This window comes from Sphingobacterium bambusae, assembly GCF_033955345.1.
GTDB classification, from domain to species: domain Bacteria; phylum Bacteroidota; class Bacteroidia; order Sphingobacteriales; family Sphingobacteriaceae; genus Sphingobacterium; species Sphingobacterium bambusae.
The window spans coordinates 2,823,504-2,839,520 of sequence record NZ_CP138332.1; the positions used below are offsets into that span (position 1 = coordinate 2,823,504).

Here is a 16,017-nt window from a genome sequence, read left to right on the forward strand (position 1 = left end):
TTTAGCAAAATTTGAGAAAAACCGTACTTTTCCTTTCCCTGTTGGGGCTTATTGTTGCCTGTAGCGCGCCCAAGAGTCGTGTTTTACGGGCAACGAATGTACCTGTTTTAAGAACGGATACGGTCAAAATAAATATTGACTCTGCTCGTCCCTCTGCATTGGGAGAAGCGGCTGTGACCGAGGCACAGCAGACGGCTATTCCGCCGATTATGACCACTGAAGATCGTGTGCAGCTATTGATGCGTACGGGAATCAATAAAAATGCCGATTGGACCGAAGCCATCCATTACGATATTCGTAAACCTAATTTCGTTATCATACACCATACTGCGCAGCATAGCATCAATCAAACGATACGCACTTTTCAGTTGGAACACACCAAAGTTTCTGCACACTATGTTATAGGGAAAGATGGGCGAGTCGTACAGATGCTCAATGATTACCTTCGATCATGGCATGCTGGAAAATCCAAATGGGGAAATATCACGGATATGAACTCCATTTCTTTAGGTATAGAACTCGATAACAACGGCCGAGAGCCCTTTCCAGAACCACAGATACAGTCGTTGATGAGCCTATTGGATACGCTTAAGACGAAATATCAAATCCCCTTCACCAATTTTATCGGACATGCCGATATCGCACCAACACGGAAAGACGATCCTAGCATGTTTTTCCCTTGGAAGCGATTGGCTGAAAGAGGCTTTGGCGTATGGTATGATGAATCTAACCTGAGCGCTGTCCCTACAAACTTCAACCATGTGGATGCATTGCGCATCATCGGCTATGATGTCAGCAATTTGCGTGCGGCCATTATCGCCTTCAAAAGAAAGTTTATAGTAACGGATGTAAGTGAGGTGTTAACAGATCATGACCGGCGAGTTCTTTATAACCTATACCGTCGCTACTTTTGATCGAACAAGAAATTGAAATGCCGCGGCCAAGACGATGACGAGCGCACAACCAACAAGGTTAAGCCATAGATAGGCCATCATATCTGCTTTCCAAATGATGCAGACAATAATCTCCGAGAGTATAGCTGCCCAGAATACCGCCTTACCCATAATCTTTTTGATGTAGAAAGCGACCACGAATATCCCCAATATAGTGCCGTAAAATAAAGAACCAAGAATATTCACGGCCTCCAAGAGGTTGCCTAGTCTACTCGCGTAAAGCGCCACAACAAGGCTGATAATCCCCCAGAATAGTGTAAATAGACGTGATGCATTTAGGTAGCCACGTTCGCTTCCTTTCTTGTTTACAAAACGTTTATAGATATCGATGACAGTGGTGGACGAAAGGGAATTGATAGCACTGGCTGTGGCTCCCATCGAGGCCAAAAAGATAATTGCAATCAGTAAACCAATCAGACCTTGTGGAAAGACCGAGGTAACGAATGCAAGAAAGATATAATTGTTGTCCTGGACATCGGCCTTCTCATCATTCTTTTTGAGTACCGTTTCTACCTCCGCGCGGAGCTGTTTATCTGCTACAGTATATTTATCCAGCTGTTTGCGAATATCGTCTACGCGGGTTTCGTCATCTGTCTTTAGTGCATTAACAAGCTCGCCTACTGCGGCCTTTTTTTGGTCAGCAAGTGATTCATGACGATGAATAATGGCATTATATTCATCACGATACTCACTTTTTTGTACTTTATCGACCTCTACTCTATTAAAAAATAGAGGTGCTGTGTTGAATTGGTAATACGTGAAGACTAACACGCCGATTAGCAGGATGCAAAACTGCATCGGAATCTTCAGTAAGCCGTTCATTAATAAGCCCAGACGGGAATCTCGAACAGAGGAACCGGTAAGATAACGACCTACTTGGCTTTGGTCAGTACCGAAGTAAGATAGCTGCAGAAAAAAACCTCCGATAAGGCCGGTCCACACCGTATATTGGTTATTCAGATCCCAGCTCCAGTCAATGGCATTCGTTTTTCCAGATTTACCCGCAATATGTAAAGCTTCAGCAAAACCAACATCTTCTGGAAGCAGCCGCACCACCATGAAGCCGGCAGCGAGCAGCGAGGCGAAGATAATGCCCATCTGCAGCAACTGTGTATAAGATACCGCTTTGGTGCCGCCCCAGACAGTATACAGGATCACAGCAGAGCCGATGATCAAGGTGGTGTAGGTCACATCTAAACCGAGTATACTGGATAGTATAATGGATGGTGCAAAGATGGTGATCCCAGTAGAAACACCACGTTGTATAAGGAAAAGCAATGCAGTTAATACGCGCGTTTTTACATCAAAACGTTTTTCGAGGAACTCATAGGCGGTATATACCTTAAGTTTGTGGAAAATGGGGACAAAGGTGATGCAAAGAATGATCATGGCCAGCGGAAGGCCAAAGTAAAACTGGACAAAGCTCATTCCCGAGGTATAGGCAAGGCCCGGAGCCGATAGGAAGGTAATTGCGCTGGCCTGTGTCGCCATGACAGAAAGCCCTACATTATACCAAGGAAGCTGTCGATCGCCAACGAGATATCCTTCAATATCTTTTATTCCCCGGCTTCTGTACATGCCATAGGCGATGATAAAAAGCAGGGTGAGGAAGAGTACAATCCAGTCTGTCGTACTCATGAAAAGAATTCAGTAAACCAATACATAAATAAAATACAGGCGACAAGCCATATACAAACCAGTATATAAAATTGTCGCCAGCTTTTTACTAAGGGTGGTAAACCGTTATCGATCACTTGGTTTTTCGGGCAATAAAACGCTAATAAAGAAGATCGCGAAGATTAAACCAATAACGATACCGCCGATAAAGCCTAAGAATGTACCGCTAACAACGGTAGAAATTAAAGCGCCGAACACTGTTCCTACCAATAAAATAATGCTTTTTGCATCGATAGTTTCGTTCTTTTCTACTTGATTTTCCATTATGATATGTATGCTAATTTTCTTTTGTTAACAAATTTACAAATAATCTAGTAGCTCCGGGAACTCCTGCGGGTAATTGTCTAAAAAAAGATAGCCCGGTATACATGAATTTTCCTTTGCCCATTTTATAAATCAACAAGGAGCCCTTGTGCGGAGACTCGTTCTTGTCCGCCATTTCTAAAGGAGTGCGGTAGCTCGGATCGATATTTTCTGCAAAATATAGACCTCGTTCTTGCACCCATCCTTCAAAATCCTGCTTCGTAATTTTATTCGGATAGTTCAATGCCGGATCGTTGCTTTGTACAAAGCGAACCTCTGCGTCTTCCTCGGTGACGCGAGCTCTAGATAAAGAAAAGGGCTTAGGTGCAAACTCTTCTTCCTGCAATCGGCTGTTCACATTGTATTGCATCAACACCACACCGCCATCGTTGGCGTAGCGGTACAGAATGTCTAGTGCTTTGCCGACCTGAGGGTTCACATTCAAGAGGCGCACGCCGCAGATAACAGCATCATATTGTGCGAGTACGGAACCGTTTAATTTTGCTATATCCAAGAGGTCAACCTGTATGCCTAGATTTCGTAGGGCTTCCGGGATAAGGTCCCCTGCACCCATAATATATCCGACACGTTTTATCGGGTTTACGATGCTGATTGGCTGCAGCTTAAGCTCGACATTCGGGAACCAAGCTTGTCGGGGTATATGTTCGTAAGCGATTTCCCGAATACCTTTAAGAGGCTGCCCATCGATGTTGAATGTTAAAGTTTGCGATGCGTCGGCTCCAATGTTGGTAACGGTGACGGTTTTGATGACACTGTTTCCCCGTTCCGGAAAAGAAAGCTCGAAGGTTCGTGGCGCAATGTTCCATCCCTTCGCGGTTGAACCAAGCTGAATACTGCTTGCACTGCTTGAAGCCGAGTTGCGTTGGAATGTGATCTCCACTGTTCTTTTTTCTCCTTGAGGGATGAGCAGGGCTTGCTGTGATAGGGATGCGCTAATGGCCGGAACCACTTCGAGGTACTCATGCACTTCGCCGCGAACAGGATCAACAAGCCGATATTGTATGGCCTGCTGTACCATGATAGGCACTTCACCAATCTGCAGTTCAATCTTTGCCGTCGGAAGATCTGGGTTCATGGGATAGCCGTAATCCTTGGACTCTACAGCAAATCTACCTAGCGTATGCGGTTTAACCAACCAATACGGCTGTGTGGTGCTGTTTGCAAGGGTAGTTGAAGAAAAGGATATCAACTCATTTTCGGGGAGTTGTTGGTCAATCTTCTGACCATTTATTGCTGAAATATTGGCCTTAACGCCGGGGTTGCGGATAATGATTTCTGTTTTGAAAGGTACCGATGTGCCAGCAACAGCACGCGAGCTGGAAACGATAGACTCGATGCGGAGACCGGCGCAGGCCAAAAGGAGGTCTTCCACTTCTTGCGTTTTTCGTACTTTCCAGTAGCTATTAGGAAGTTGTTGTATGGCCTTCCATAACTTCGCTAAAGCGGGGATTGAATGTTGTGGAGCGCGGTCGTCGAAGCTATTTCTTAGGCGGTCAATATCCTGCTGTATAGCGGAGGCACCTTCCACCCTATTCCAAGTGAGATCAATACCATCAAAAAGATCGTTGCTTGCTTTTTCACCGGCGACATATTCGAAAGATTCGATAAAACGGCCATTGGAAGACGCCGAGCCAAAGCCTTGGCTTTTATGTTGAGATCTGCTAAGAGCTGATATTTCGCCGTAGGACTGCCCCAGCAAGGGATTGAAATTCCCTATATCGATCTTCAATTGGTCTTTGCTCTCTCCCTGCATACGCATAAAACTGGCCGTATTCCAAAGTAATCGCTTTGCTTGCCATATGCCGACTTCTTGGAGCTGCTCGGGAAATTGTTTTGGATCAGCGGCAGCCAAAAATGCCTCATGTGCTAAAATAGCTGATGCTTGGTGGTGCCCATGCCCGCCTCGTTCGTCAGGAGGAAAGCGTGTGATGATCACATCGGGTTGTAACTTACGGATCAACCAAACCGCCTCACGAAGAACTTCGTTCTTCTGCCAAAATCGAAACGTTTCATCGTAGGTTTTTGAAAATCCAAAGTCGTATGCTGAAGAAAAATACTGCTCTCCACCATCGATACGTCGTGCTTGCAGCAATTCTTGGGTACGTATCAGCCCCAACTCTATGCCTTGTTCTGTGCCGATGAGGTTTTGTCCGCCGTCACCGCGGGTTAAGGATAGGTAGGCTGTTCTCACTTTTCGCTCGGAAGCGAGATAGGCAATAAGCTTGGTGTTTTCATCATCAGGGTGCGCAGCAAAATACAGTGCAGACCCCAGTACAGAGAGTCGCTCCATCTTTTGGCGAATTTCTGCGGATGATAAAGATTGAGGTGCTTGCGCAAAGGAGAATTTAACAAAAAAAGAAGCAATTAAAATGCGGATATAGTGTCTGCCCATGATCTAAAAATAGAAAATATTTTGCGGTACAAAGCGTCTTCTTAGGGTAAAAGTTTTGTTGCTTCGATCATTTGGCGATTATGCCGGAGCCTTTCGTCGGTGGGCAAAAATAAAGGGACTCAAATCGCCATTAGAGTCCCTTTACCAACAATTAAAAATCTTTTTGTCTACAGCTCCAATTCAGCAATTTGAATTTCGAAAAAACCAACCGTAGTTGTCGACAGTTTTTAAAATAGTAACCTTTAGTATTAGTAAAAATAGTATTATTTGCTAGGAATTGTTGATGAGATGAAAAAAAACTTTTCCACACCGCGCAAGTTATGAACAAGGGTGCTCTCTAGAGCCCCATCCTACAATAATCCGCACGGAAACATTTGTAACAAAGCCTGCTATTATTTATCGATGGAGCCGAGCACGCGTTGCATAAAACCATTCAATGCGTCTTTTTTCGAGGCCCCGTCTTTGATAAGTTTATCCACTTCTACCGCACCATACATATTGGAAATCAATTCGCCAATAACATCGAGCTCCTCATCTTTTAACGATGGAATTTCGGTTAGCGCCTCCAACGTTTCAATCGTTTCCAAAACAAAATCTGCATCATTCTGCTCGATAAACTCGATAAGATGTTTAATTACTGGTAACTTCATTTAAAAGATCTATTAGTCCGTCAATTTTGTTTGTTTGTACCTGATTTACCAGTTGACCGTTTTTGAATGCGGCAAAGGTAGGTAGATTATTTACGTTCGCCAATTTCCTAGATTCAGGAAACTTCTCCGCATCAACGATCACAAATGAAATATCCTCGTTTTCCGTAGAAAGCTTTTTGAATTTCGGCTTCATTATGCGACAATTACCGCACCACGATGCAGAAAATTGAACCAATACCGTCTCATTACTATTTACAACTTCTTGTAAAGAGTCATTATCTAATTCTTGTAGCATGTGTAATGTATATTTGAAGAAAGGAAGGAAAGAGCCTCCCTCCTTTCTGGTGAATTAATGTTACTAGTTGGCTGATAGGTAAGAAGCAACACCCTCACGAGTAGCGTTCATTGCATCTTTTCCTTCTTCCCAGTTTGCAGGACAAACTTCGCCATGTTTTTGAACGTGCGTGTAAGCATCGATCAAACGGATATATTCTTTTACGTTACGTCCCAAAGGCATATCATTTACCGACTCGTGGAATACTTTTCCTGTTTCGTCGATCAAATAGGTAGCACGGTAACTTACTGCTGAACCTTCTACCAAAGTGCCATACTCAGGGTGCTCCACTTCTTTCATTTCCAAGATACCTAGCACGCTAGATAAGTTACGGTTTGTGTCAGCGATCAATGGATATTCTACTCCTTCGATACCACCATTATCTTTTGCGGTATTTAACCAAGCAAAGTGCACCTCTGCTGAATCACAAGAAGCACCGATAAGGATTGTATTTCTTTTAGCAAACTCTTCTGCTTGCTCTTGGAAAGCATGTAATTCTGTAGGACAAACAAAAGTGAAGTCTTTTGGATACCAAAAAAGTAATACTTTCTTGCCTTCTGCCTGTGCCTTCTCAAAAACGTTAAGGGCGATGTTGTCACCTAAGTAATCAATAGCATCAACAGTGATGTTCGGGAAATTTTTACCTGTAAAACTCATAATATTTTGTTCTTTATTTTTCTTCTACAAAAGTACTCTTTTTTTGGGCAGTAACGAATCAAAATTCTTGATATACTATTGTTAAAATCTATATTGTTTTGCTTGGTATTATAGATTATGATTATTTAATAAAATCAATAAAAAGACTATTTTTGTGCAGTAGGTTTTACCTATCGGATGGCCCCGTAGTTCAACGGATAGAATAGATGTTTCCTAAACATTTGATAGCAGTTCGATTCTGCTCGGGGCTACATATAGAGAAGGGCTAAATAGCTCTTCTTCTTTTTTCAGTTTCAATAGTATTTTGTTTTAACATGCTTCGTAGTACGAGTGGATCCTGAGCAATTATCTTTTTTTGTAAAGCACACCATCAAATTTTAAAGCCCATAAGTTTATCTCCTAAGTAATTTCGGTATCCCTATTGCGCCTAGCATTACTAATTTCTCGATACGTAATGTCTTGAAGATCATTTTGAAATATCGAAAAGGAAGTCCAATATCTTTTAAAAACGGTTGATTCCTCCGCCGGGATTAATGTCTTAATTTTTCCGACTGTTTGTTCGATAAATTCGGAGTTTCTTTTATATATCCTAATTGGGATGGCAATGATTATTCCTTTATTAGTGCTTTCATTATAAATTTTTAAAAAAAAATTAGGCGGATAAACGGTGGAGATAACCTTATCCCAGTGAGGACTCCAAACTTCTGTACCTAAAAAAATAAGATTTTTATTAGCAAATTCTTTTGTTTTATATTTTGAAGTCCATTTCTTGTTGTTACCTAAATTCCATTTCATACGACCAAATCCTAGCCATTTATTTTCAAACGTAAAAGTTTGGAAGGTTCTGATATGGCAATCTTCCTTTATCTCAAACTTAGATAGAAGAGCATCTATAACAGAATAAATATCCTTCCAATGGTCCCAGTCATTTATCTCGAAATCCACAGAAGAGTTTATATTAAAAACCATAAATCGAGGTATAATTAATTTATCGAATTCGCTGTATACTATCCCTTTTAGCTTTCGCCATATGTGTTTGAAAAAATGAAAAAACTTCATCCCAATTTTATTTTGCTAACAACAATTGTCCGGTCTAAATTAACCCAATTTTATAGTAAAGACTAATTCATGTCCAAAATAATTCCTGCCAAAGAGATTGATTCACAAGGGACGAAAGAGCTGATTGAATGACAGGAATAAGCGGAGAAGGGAGGTTTCTCAATCTCCCTTCTTTTCTAAGTATATCCTAGCGGCACCGTTTTCCGCGTAGTGCCTTTTTGGCGCCCCTTTTTGGACTTTTTCTTTTTCTTGCCCCACCATACATAGAAACCCGTAATGGGCAACGATGCACAAATTAGGCTGGCAATAAAATAGAGAATCTTAGTTGTTAATCCTCCGATAAATCCCGTATGTAGACCAAAGTTGGAACGGGAAACCCATTCTGCCGTATTGCTGTCATCGATTCTCTTTTGGGTGCGTGGTAGCAGTTCCAAGGTGTTTCTGTCGAAACTTAAATCGCGCCAACGGCCCGCATGCATGTCGGTGCAGGCATAAACGGTTGTCTCCTCTTCGTGTGGATAATGTATAATAACGGATTCCTTATTATACGCAGCGATTTCTTGGCGGACTTTATACCAAATCTTGTCGGCAACGACGAGCGCATCGGCCAATTTTTCGTTCTCGGGCGGCTCCACCTTTTCCATCTTCACCCGTGGTGGCATGCCACCACTCAGCCATATGACGGATTTCCGCATCCACGGAAAAGCCATAATAAGGCCTGTCAAGCCCATAACCAGCGCAAGCGATAGGGAGTAGAAGCCCAATACATTATGCAGGTCGTAGTTTATCCGTTTCCATTTCGCTTTCGTATTTATGGTTAGACTTTGTTTGAGCATGCGTTTGTTCCATCGTTTTGGCCACCATAAGATGATGCCAGTTATCGTGACGACGACGAATACAAAGGTGCCCCAGCCGACAATTTGACGACCGATCTTGACAGGAAGCCATAGATGCCGATGTCCTTCGTCCATAACATGAAAAATATCTTCATGATCTACTAGGGCGAGCACTGCGCCGGTATAAGGATTAACATAGGCAATGGAATCGCTGTTTTCGAGACTAACCTTCACCGACTTATCCAAGCCATAGTACCAGGCACTTTCGATATGCAATTCGGGATATTGTGCTTGAATTTTTTTGTAGAGGGCGCTTGGTGGCAGCTGCTTTTCCGAGGTCTGTGGATCCACATTGATGTAGGAGGTTGTGAGCTCCTTGATCTCCTGTTCGAACACTAGCACACAGCCTGTTATCGAAAGGATGATTACAATGATGCCGGAAACCAAACCGAGCCAAAGGTGCAACCAATCATTTATTTTTTTTAATCTATTCACGTTAGAAATCTTGAAATCCTTTAAACATAATAGAGGCCCCTTGCAAGCAAACTGCAAAGGACCTCCTGATTGAATGAAAAAGAGTATTATTTATTTAAGTTATAAAGTATCGGCGTATCGTTATCACCACCTTCGATCTTAGCACCTCTGGTCAGCTTGTCCGTTTCTGGATCATATTCCCAGATGTAAATGGCATCTGCCGTAGGGTCGTTGACCGCAATGTAGGCTTTTCCGTTATGGACAAGTGCCGAGCTGGAGTTGGACACCAACGGGAAATCCAGTTTCTTAACCACTTTTTGCGTGTTAACATCCACGATAAGATATTCCCACATCACGGCATACCACCAATCGTCCTTTACCTTGACATTGTTGGCAGCATCATGCGCGGAGATCAAGAGTGCTTTTCCGTTACCTAGGTATTGTACGCCCAGCTGGTTGTCACCATTCCGTTGCGCGCTTACGTTGAAAAAGTAGTCTTGGTCCAAGGTCTGCTCACCATCCTTAATACGGAAGAATCCTGTAGGCATGTTGGCTTTACCGCCTCCGAGCATAGGCATCGGATAGGTCATCAGGTAGGTGTAGCCATTATCTTTGAACTTGTGGAAGTAGCCATTTCTTACCGGGCCAATAGGGTTCGAGCGGAGGTCTTTTCCGGTTAATTTAAAGTTGGCAAAATTCGGATAGTCCACGACTGCGGTATAAGTGGTATCGTAAACGACTTTGGTAATCTGATTGTATAGGCTATAACCAAGGAAAATCTTATCGCCTTGTGAAACCATAGCATAAAGGCGAATTTGGTGATCTTTAGGGACTGCTGTTCCCGTGTCAAAGGTTCCTGATGCTGTTACATCCAGTGTGTTAATGTCAACAACGGTATATTCATTGCTACTGCGCGGGCCGAAGGCCAAGTGGGTATCGTCCAGCCAGGTGTGCCAACCAAGGTATAGGCTGGAAAGGGTTGAAAAGGGAACGACCTTTATGGTTTGTAATAGACCGTTTTCGATGCTGTATTTTCCGAATTTTTTGGCTGTAGGATCCAAGTGGTAAAAGTATTTACCCTTTTGGATTTTGTTTTCGCCCCAAGTAAAGATGCTGGTTACATCCGTTCCGTTGCCTACGGGTGTAATCACGCCGTTCATTAGGTCTTTGATGGGAACCATAAACGTTCCGTTATCGGTGCTGTAAGAAATAATGAAATTGGGCTCTTCCTGTGCTGGTGTGTCAGGTTCGTTAGATGAGTCGCTACAAGAGACCGACAGAAAAGTAACGGCTGCTAAAGCTAGCGAGCCAAATAGGCTTCTTTTAATGATAGAGTACATAGTTATTATTGATATAATTATTATTTAATGGATTGTAAGAAATAGCGGAACTTGATGGCGTAGGAACGACCAGGTTTCTGCAGCTTAAACATATCATAAGCGATCTCATCGGTGAGGTTGCGCCCCTCGATCGTAACATTGTATTTGTTCATGCCGAAAGAATAGGTTAAAGCAATATTATGCAGCCATTGTGCCGGAATGTAATCTTTCGTTGACTTGTCGCCGAGTTTCGACCAGCTCAAAGAATAGTCGTTTACAAATTGGAGGTAGTAATTGATGAACAAGTTCGTGTTTTTTTTGCCGAAAGCATCACGTACAATCGTGCTTAGATCGGCATTACCGTAAAGCCATGGTTCATTGGGTGTTCTGTTTCCGTAGCTGATTTTCGTTCTATTCGTTCCTTTTATATACTTTTCACGGTCTACCGCATTGTAATAGCTCAGGTTGACCATCGCTCTGATCAGACCTCCTTTATAGTTGTAACGCAGTTCAACGTCAGCTCCGTTTATCTTGATTCCACCCTCGTTGGAAGAATATCTTCTAGTGCCAAATTGCCCTTCGTAGGTTGTGTTGATGATGTAGTCTTTAGCATTACGATAGAATAAGCCCCCATCAAAAAACACATCGTGGTCACCTTGAACATATTGATAGTATAGAGAAAGATTGTAGTTATCGCTGTTTACAGGTTTTAAACCGGGGCTGGCATCCACGTTGATGCCGTCTCCGTGAAGTTCTACAAAGCTGGGAAGTCTATATGCATGCTCGTAGGAAGCCTTGATACCCAATTTCTCTAGAATGCGAAAATTGCTGGCGGCGCCGTAGCCGGTAAAACTTGTTGACTCGTCTGTCGAGGGATTTTCTCCGCCTTGGGTTTTACCAATTACGGTATATCTTTTGACAAAAAAGGAGTTGTTTAATCGTTCTTTTAATAATACTTGTTGGTAGTTTAAACCTGTAGTATGTTGTGTGGTACGATTTGTTTTGTTATAGAAATCGTTGTACGGATCAATTTCGTTGTATGATTCTCGGGTAAAGCTATTTACGTTGTGGTTTAACGTAAAGATGTGGTTGGGCCTAAGGGCATAGTTTACATTGGCCTGTGCAAAAAAGGTATTATTTTTCTGATGCTGTATTGATTTATTTGAAGTGAGCTCTCCGGCATTGGGAAAGTAAGTGTCCAAGTGGTAGCCCAGCCAAGTGTAGTCGTTGTAAGAGGCTGTGTCGGTAATAACCGACTTACTATTGGAAAAGTTTGTATACATCGAAGCAGAAAGACCATCGGTAAACAGGCGGTCTTTACGATATCGGAAGCTCGGTGTGAAGCTTCTTGTCGTGTTGTGCACTTTCCCCAACACTCGTTCTTGGGTAGCTCCGGTCTGTACATCATTGTCTACAAAGGTATGAGTGAAGCCAAGGACGGCCAGATCGGCCCACTTCTTATTGCTTAGACCTACCTCAAGCTGTGTCATGTAGGACTCGTAGCTATCGTGAAATCTTCGTGCCGAAGGTATAGTATCGTAGGACTGCTTAACGGAACCAAATTCATCGTCGCCTACCGTTCTTTTGGGAACTACTAAGTAGAGGCCAGCCTCAGGGTTGGTCCGCATCAGGTAGTTGTTGTCCGAGTAGTTATAATATGTGTTCAGGTTGAAACGAAGTCCAGTTTTAGGCTCTGTGTATCCGGCGCTTAGTGCTGTTCGATGGGTGTTAAACGAAGATAGGCTGTAGCTGAGGTCAAGAAACTTCGACTTATCCCTGTTAGTCACGATATTGATTGCGCCTCCAAGTGCATCCGATCCGAGGTAGGCGGGAACGACCCCCTTGTATACCTCTATCCGCTCGGCTATATTAACCGGGATGTTATTGAAGGATAGTCCACTGCCCATCGACTCGATCGGTATCCCGTCCATGAAGAATCGGACGTTGTTGCCTGATAATCCATTAAGCGAAAAGCTAAAGTTGGAACCGAGTCCCCCCTGTTCGCGAATACGAATACCTGTACTACGGTTCAGCAATTGGTTGATGTCGGTATTTGTATTGGCAAATTCTTTGGTCTCGATAACGTTGACGTTGAAGCCGGTTTCCTTGATCTTCTGTGCCACACGCCTACCTGTAATCTCAACCTTTTCGATATGATTGGCCGATTCAACAAGTTGAAAGTCGGCGCGTAGGAGCTTATTATCCGCAAGAGTTATTTTTCGCTCCTGCTCTTGGTGGCCTAGGCTGTGTACACGAAGTAAATAATTTCCTTTGGAAGACTTTGTACTGATCTCGTAGTCTCCCTTTATGTCACTAAGCGTCTGCTCGCCGGTTGACAGATCGATTTTTGCGCCGGCGATTCCTGCCCCGGACGTTGACGTAATTTTACCTGTGATTTTGTAATACTGGCCTTGTACACTTAAAGTAAGGAATAACAATAGTGAACAACAGGTCCATTTGATATCAAGCATTTTATTTAGATTAATTATATATAGGAACGTAGCCTATATATCGATTAACCGAAGGTTTGCTTGAAAAAAAAGTTGAATTTATTTTATCCGGTCCATTCTGACGATAAAATCGACTGATTTTGAAAGGGTTAGTGTTTTTTGGATTTTTTTGCTTTTAATGGAATAGCTCCACACAGCGTGATTATCGTCTTTATCATCAATAGCAAAATAGACCATATCTCCGTCTACGATCACATTTTCTTTGCGCGTACCTTTATCGAGAGGTAGCGCCAGCTTGTGGAGAGTCCCGTTGTCTAGATCAACGAGATAATACTCAAATTGGTAGGTTGAATGGTGGTTGGAGAAGTCGGTATACTTATCCTTTTGCTCGCTACGGATGATGGCTTGCTGATTTCCGAGATACCAAAAACCGTAGGCATGGTTACCTATCTGCTGCGAGATGTTAATCATGTAATTTGGATCTAGTGCGTCGTCGCCCTTCTTTTTTCGGAAGATAGCTGTAGGGGCGTCAAGCTTGTTGCCCAAGGCAATACCGGGGCAGCTCATGAAATACAGATCGCCGTTTTCGTTCTTGGCTGCATAAGATTGCACTGTGTTTATTCCGCCAGGATAAGTAGATCGGGCGTCGGAATGGGTACTTTTCAGACTTAGCGTCTGCATGTTGATCGTGCTAAAATACATGCTGTCGGATGTCGTGTAGTCGCCATCTGCCAAGTATTTGCTATAGGAATAGCCCACCCACAGCTTTTCATGATCGTAGTTAACTACGCCGATATTAAGCTGATCATATCCCGCTGAGATGCTTTTGGGAAGAGGCAGCTTTTGTTGCTGGAGCAAAGTCATGGACTTGGTGTCAATAATATGCATAAATCCGATACTTCCCTGATCCCGCAATACGGTAAATAGCATTAAGGTATCTGTATTTTCCTTCCAGATGAAATGCTCTACATCACCAATCTTACCTAAGGAGATAGAATCCCATGCGGCAAGTGTATTTCTTTCTGATAGATCGTAACGGACAAATTGGTTGGTTTTGTAGTTCAGTTGAAAGAAAGATCGGCCTTTGAGAATAAACTCCCGATTGAACGTAGCGCTTGGAATAGATGCTTCCCTTTGCTGGGAAAGGCTGTCGAGCCTATCCGTTAATATAAAGTTGTTCGGCCCTGTTTTGTTTAAGTTGTAAAATGAAAACGAGGCAGAAAAATCGTCAACAGGCTGTTGTTTATCGGATCGCGGCGAACAGGCAGAAAGCAGGCAGAAAGAAGTGATAAGGAGCAAGAAGTTGTGACAAGCGCGATTTTTAGCCATAAATACCTAGGTAATCTGAAATTGCTTTTTAAGTTTTCGTTGAATAGGTGGAGGCAAAAAGGCCATTTCGTCCTTTTGGAAGACCAAGAATTTATTTTCAGAAGGATGTTCGGAGAGCACGTAGACTTGATTCCGCTTAAAATGAAAGACCCTATTGTTTCGCGTATCGTGAAGCGTAAAATCTCGTTTTGGCTTGAACATAATATTTCCGGATAGCGCAATGCTTCCGGCATGCAGATCGATCTGCGCGGAACTGTTTTTGCTCAACAACAGGTCGAAATTTTGCTCATGCTGCCAAGCCACATCGTGTTGCTTGTTGTCTGCATAGAAAAGGCTTTTTTCGGAAGCATCAAACTGCAGGCGGACTGCCGAAACAGCAACCACGAGCAGCAAACAGGCTGCGGCGGCATAGATGGGCCATAGCACGCGTTTTTTGGTTACAAGTGGTGTCGCGCTAGGCGCTTCGTTTGCTATATGAGCCGTTAGATTTGCCCATATATCCGCCTTGACCGCTTGATCTTCTTCCGGCATATCTTCTTCATCTTCCCAGCGATCATTGTCCAACCATTTTTGCACGGCATCGCGCTCTTGGTCGGTGCATTGACCAAGCTCGTACTTTTCTAAAAGTGCCTTGCTAATTTCCATGGTTATTCTTACTATGTCCTGATCTATACTTCTGCTTATCAAAAATACGAAATATATCTATTTGTATATGGCTAAGCATCATTTTAACTGCTGTTGGTGTCTAGGTGCGTTCGAAGCGTCAGTAAGGCCTTGCTAATATGGTACTCCACGGCCCGCTCGGATATAAGAAGCGCCTTGGCAATCTCTTTGTTACTGAGTCCCTCTTCCCGGCTCATCTTAAACACATTTTTACATTGCTTGGGTAGCGATTCAACAATACGCTGCAGTTTTGTCTGCAGCTCTTTAACATGTAATTGCTGATCTTCGTATTCCGTTAAGCTTTGTTCTTGAATAATATCATGATGCCTTTGTCTGGTGGCTTTGTTACGGATGTATTCCAAGGTGCGTAATTTCACCGACCGAAGGAGGTAGCGCTCTGCATCGAGGATAGATAAGCTCTCTCGCCTCTCCCATAAAGACTTGAAAATATCCTGCACAATTTCCTTGGCATCGTCTTCCTGTTCGGTCGTTTTCAATGCAAAGCGATACATACGATGCCAAAAGCTTTCAAACAATGCTTCGAATGATGCTTGCGTAATCGTGATACCTTCGTTATGTATAGGGGGTTCCAAATCATCGCAAATATACATTATTTAGAATAATTATAAATAATAATCTTCATTTTTCCCCTAATTATTTACCAAAATAGACTTGACGCAAAAGAAATGCTGTTTGTAAGGGTGAAACTTACACGAAGCAACCAATTCCTTTTGTGTTAAGCTTCGTATATTCTTATATACCGCAGCATAGCTGAAACATTTGATATTGGGATTGAGCGACTGAAAGATGGCGTCAAAGTCCATCCAACGTTTTTCTTCATCCAGCAGATGGAAGATCGCACGTTCTGTTTTGTTCAAGTTTTCATTCGTTGTCATTGTG

At 42.9% G+C, this 16,017-nt stretch carries 15 protein-coding genes and 1 tRNA gene; 2 read left to right on the forward strand and 14 right to left on the reverse strand.

What is annotated here, in order from left to right:
• Nucleotides 1-11: 11 nt before the first annotated feature.
• Nucleotides 12-914 (forward strand): N-acetylmuramoyl-L-alanine amidase, encoded by a 903-nt coding sequence (locus SCB77_RS11815; protein WP_320182212.1) that lies wholly within the window; start codon nt 12-14, stop codon nt 912-914.
• On the opposite strand, the gene SCB77_RS11820 is transcribed toward SCB77_RS11815, so the two are convergent.
• The 6 genes from SCB77_RS11820 to SCB77_RS11845 all read right to left on the reverse strand — a co-directional run bounded on the left by SCB77_RS11820 (nt 894) and on the right by SCB77_RS11845 (nt 6,987).
• Nucleotides 894-2,591 carry a sodium:solute symporter gene (locus tag SCB77_RS11820; RefSeq protein ID WP_320182213.1) on the reverse strand — a complete coding sequence of 566 codons (1,698 nt, stop codon included), beginning with the start codon at nt 2,589-2,591 and terminating at the stop codon, nt 894-896. The genes SCB77_RS11815 and SCB77_RS11820 overlap by 21 nt on opposite strands.
• A 105-nt stretch (nt 2,592-2,696) precedes the next feature.
• Entirely contained in the window at nt 2,697-2,894 is a 198-nt protein-coding gene (locus tag SCB77_RS11825; protein WP_320182214.1) for a hypothetical protein, read from the reverse strand.
• A 13-nt stretch (nt 2,895-2,907) separates the two neighbouring features.
• Nucleotides 2,908-5,346 (reverse strand): PIG-L family deacetylase, encoded by a 2,439-nt coding sequence (locus SCB77_RS11830; protein ID WP_320182215.1) that lies wholly within the window; start codon nt 5,344-5,346, stop codon nt 2,908-2,910.
• Between the two features lie 392 nt (nt 5,347-5,738).
• Nucleotides 5,739-5,996 (reverse strand): DUF6952 family protein, encoded by a 258-nt coding sequence (locus tag SCB77_RS11835; protein ID WP_320182216.1) that lies wholly within the window; start codon nt 5,994-5,996, stop codon nt 5,739-5,741.
• Entirely contained in the window at nt 5,977-6,291 is a 315-nt protein-coding gene (locus tag SCB77_RS11840) for a thioredoxin family protein (RefSeq protein WP_320182217.1), read from the reverse strand. The genes SCB77_RS11835 and SCB77_RS11840 overlap by 20 nt, the downstream gene beginning before the upstream one ends.
• A gap of 63 nt (nt 6,292-6,354) precedes the next feature.
• Entirely contained in the window at nt 6,355-6,987 is a 633-nt protein-coding gene (locus SCB77_RS11845) for a peroxiredoxin (RefSeq protein WP_320182218.1), read from the reverse strand.
• A gap of 179 nt (nt 6,988-7,166) precedes the next feature.
• Between SCB77_RS11845 and SCB77_RS11850 the strand changes: the two genes are divergently transcribed.
• A tRNA-Arg gene (locus SCB77_RS11850) sits at nt 7,167-7,238 on the forward strand.
• Between the two features lie 148 nt (nt 7,239-7,386).
• Here SCB77_RS11850 and SCB77_RS11855 read toward each other — a convergent pair.
• From SCB77_RS11855 to SCB77_RS11890, 8 genes are all read right to left on the reverse strand, one after another.
• Nucleotides 7,387-7,956: a hypothetical protein gene (locus SCB77_RS11855; RefSeq protein WP_320182219.1), complete on the reverse strand. Its 570-nt coding sequence runs from the start codon at nt 7,954-7,956 to the stop codon at nt 7,387-7,389.
• A gap of 266 nt (nt 7,957-8,222) precedes the next feature.
• On the reverse strand, nt 8,223-9,377 hold the full coding sequence (locus tag SCB77_RS11860; protein ID WP_320182220.1) for a PepSY-associated TM helix domain-containing protein: 1,155 nt from the start codon (nt 9,375-9,377) through the stop codon (nt 8,223-8,225).
• A gap of 86 nt (nt 9,378-9,463) precedes the next feature.
• Nucleotides 9,464-10,696 (reverse strand): DUF4374 domain-containing protein, encoded by a 1,233-nt coding sequence (locus SCB77_RS11865; RefSeq protein WP_320182221.1) that lies wholly within the window; start codon nt 10,694-10,696, stop codon nt 9,464-9,466.
• A gap of 20 nt (nt 10,697-10,716) precedes the next feature.
• Nucleotides 10,717-13,146 (reverse strand): TonB-dependent receptor domain-containing protein, encoded by a 2,430-nt coding sequence (locus tag SCB77_RS11870; RefSeq protein ID WP_320182222.1) that lies wholly within the window; start codon nt 13,144-13,146, stop codon nt 10,717-10,719.
• A gap of 78 nt (nt 13,147-13,224) precedes the next feature.
• Nucleotides 13,225-14,454 (reverse strand): hypothetical protein, encoded by a 1,230-nt coding sequence (locus SCB77_RS11875; protein ID WP_320182223.1) that lies wholly within the window; start codon nt 14,452-14,454, stop codon nt 13,225-13,227.
• Nucleotides 14,455-14,460: 6 nt separating this feature from the next.
• The gene (locus tag SCB77_RS11880; protein WP_320182224.1) at nt 14,461-15,099 is read right to left on the reverse strand and encodes a hypothetical protein; all 639 of its coding nucleotides are present in this window, start codon (nt 15,097-15,099) and stop codon (nt 14,461-14,463) included.
• 83 nt (nt 15,100-15,182) lie between these two features.
• Entirely contained in the window at nt 15,183-15,728 is a 546-nt protein-coding gene (locus SCB77_RS11885) for an RNA polymerase sigma-70 factor (RefSeq protein WP_320182225.1), read from the reverse strand.
• 39 nt (nt 15,729-15,767) lie between these two features.
• Nucleotides 15,768-16,013 (reverse strand): transcriptional repressor, encoded by a 246-nt coding sequence (locus SCB77_RS11890; protein ID WP_320182226.1) that lies wholly within the window; start codon nt 16,011-16,013, stop codon nt 15,768-15,770.
• Nucleotides 16,014-16,017 lie beyond the last annotated feature (4 nt).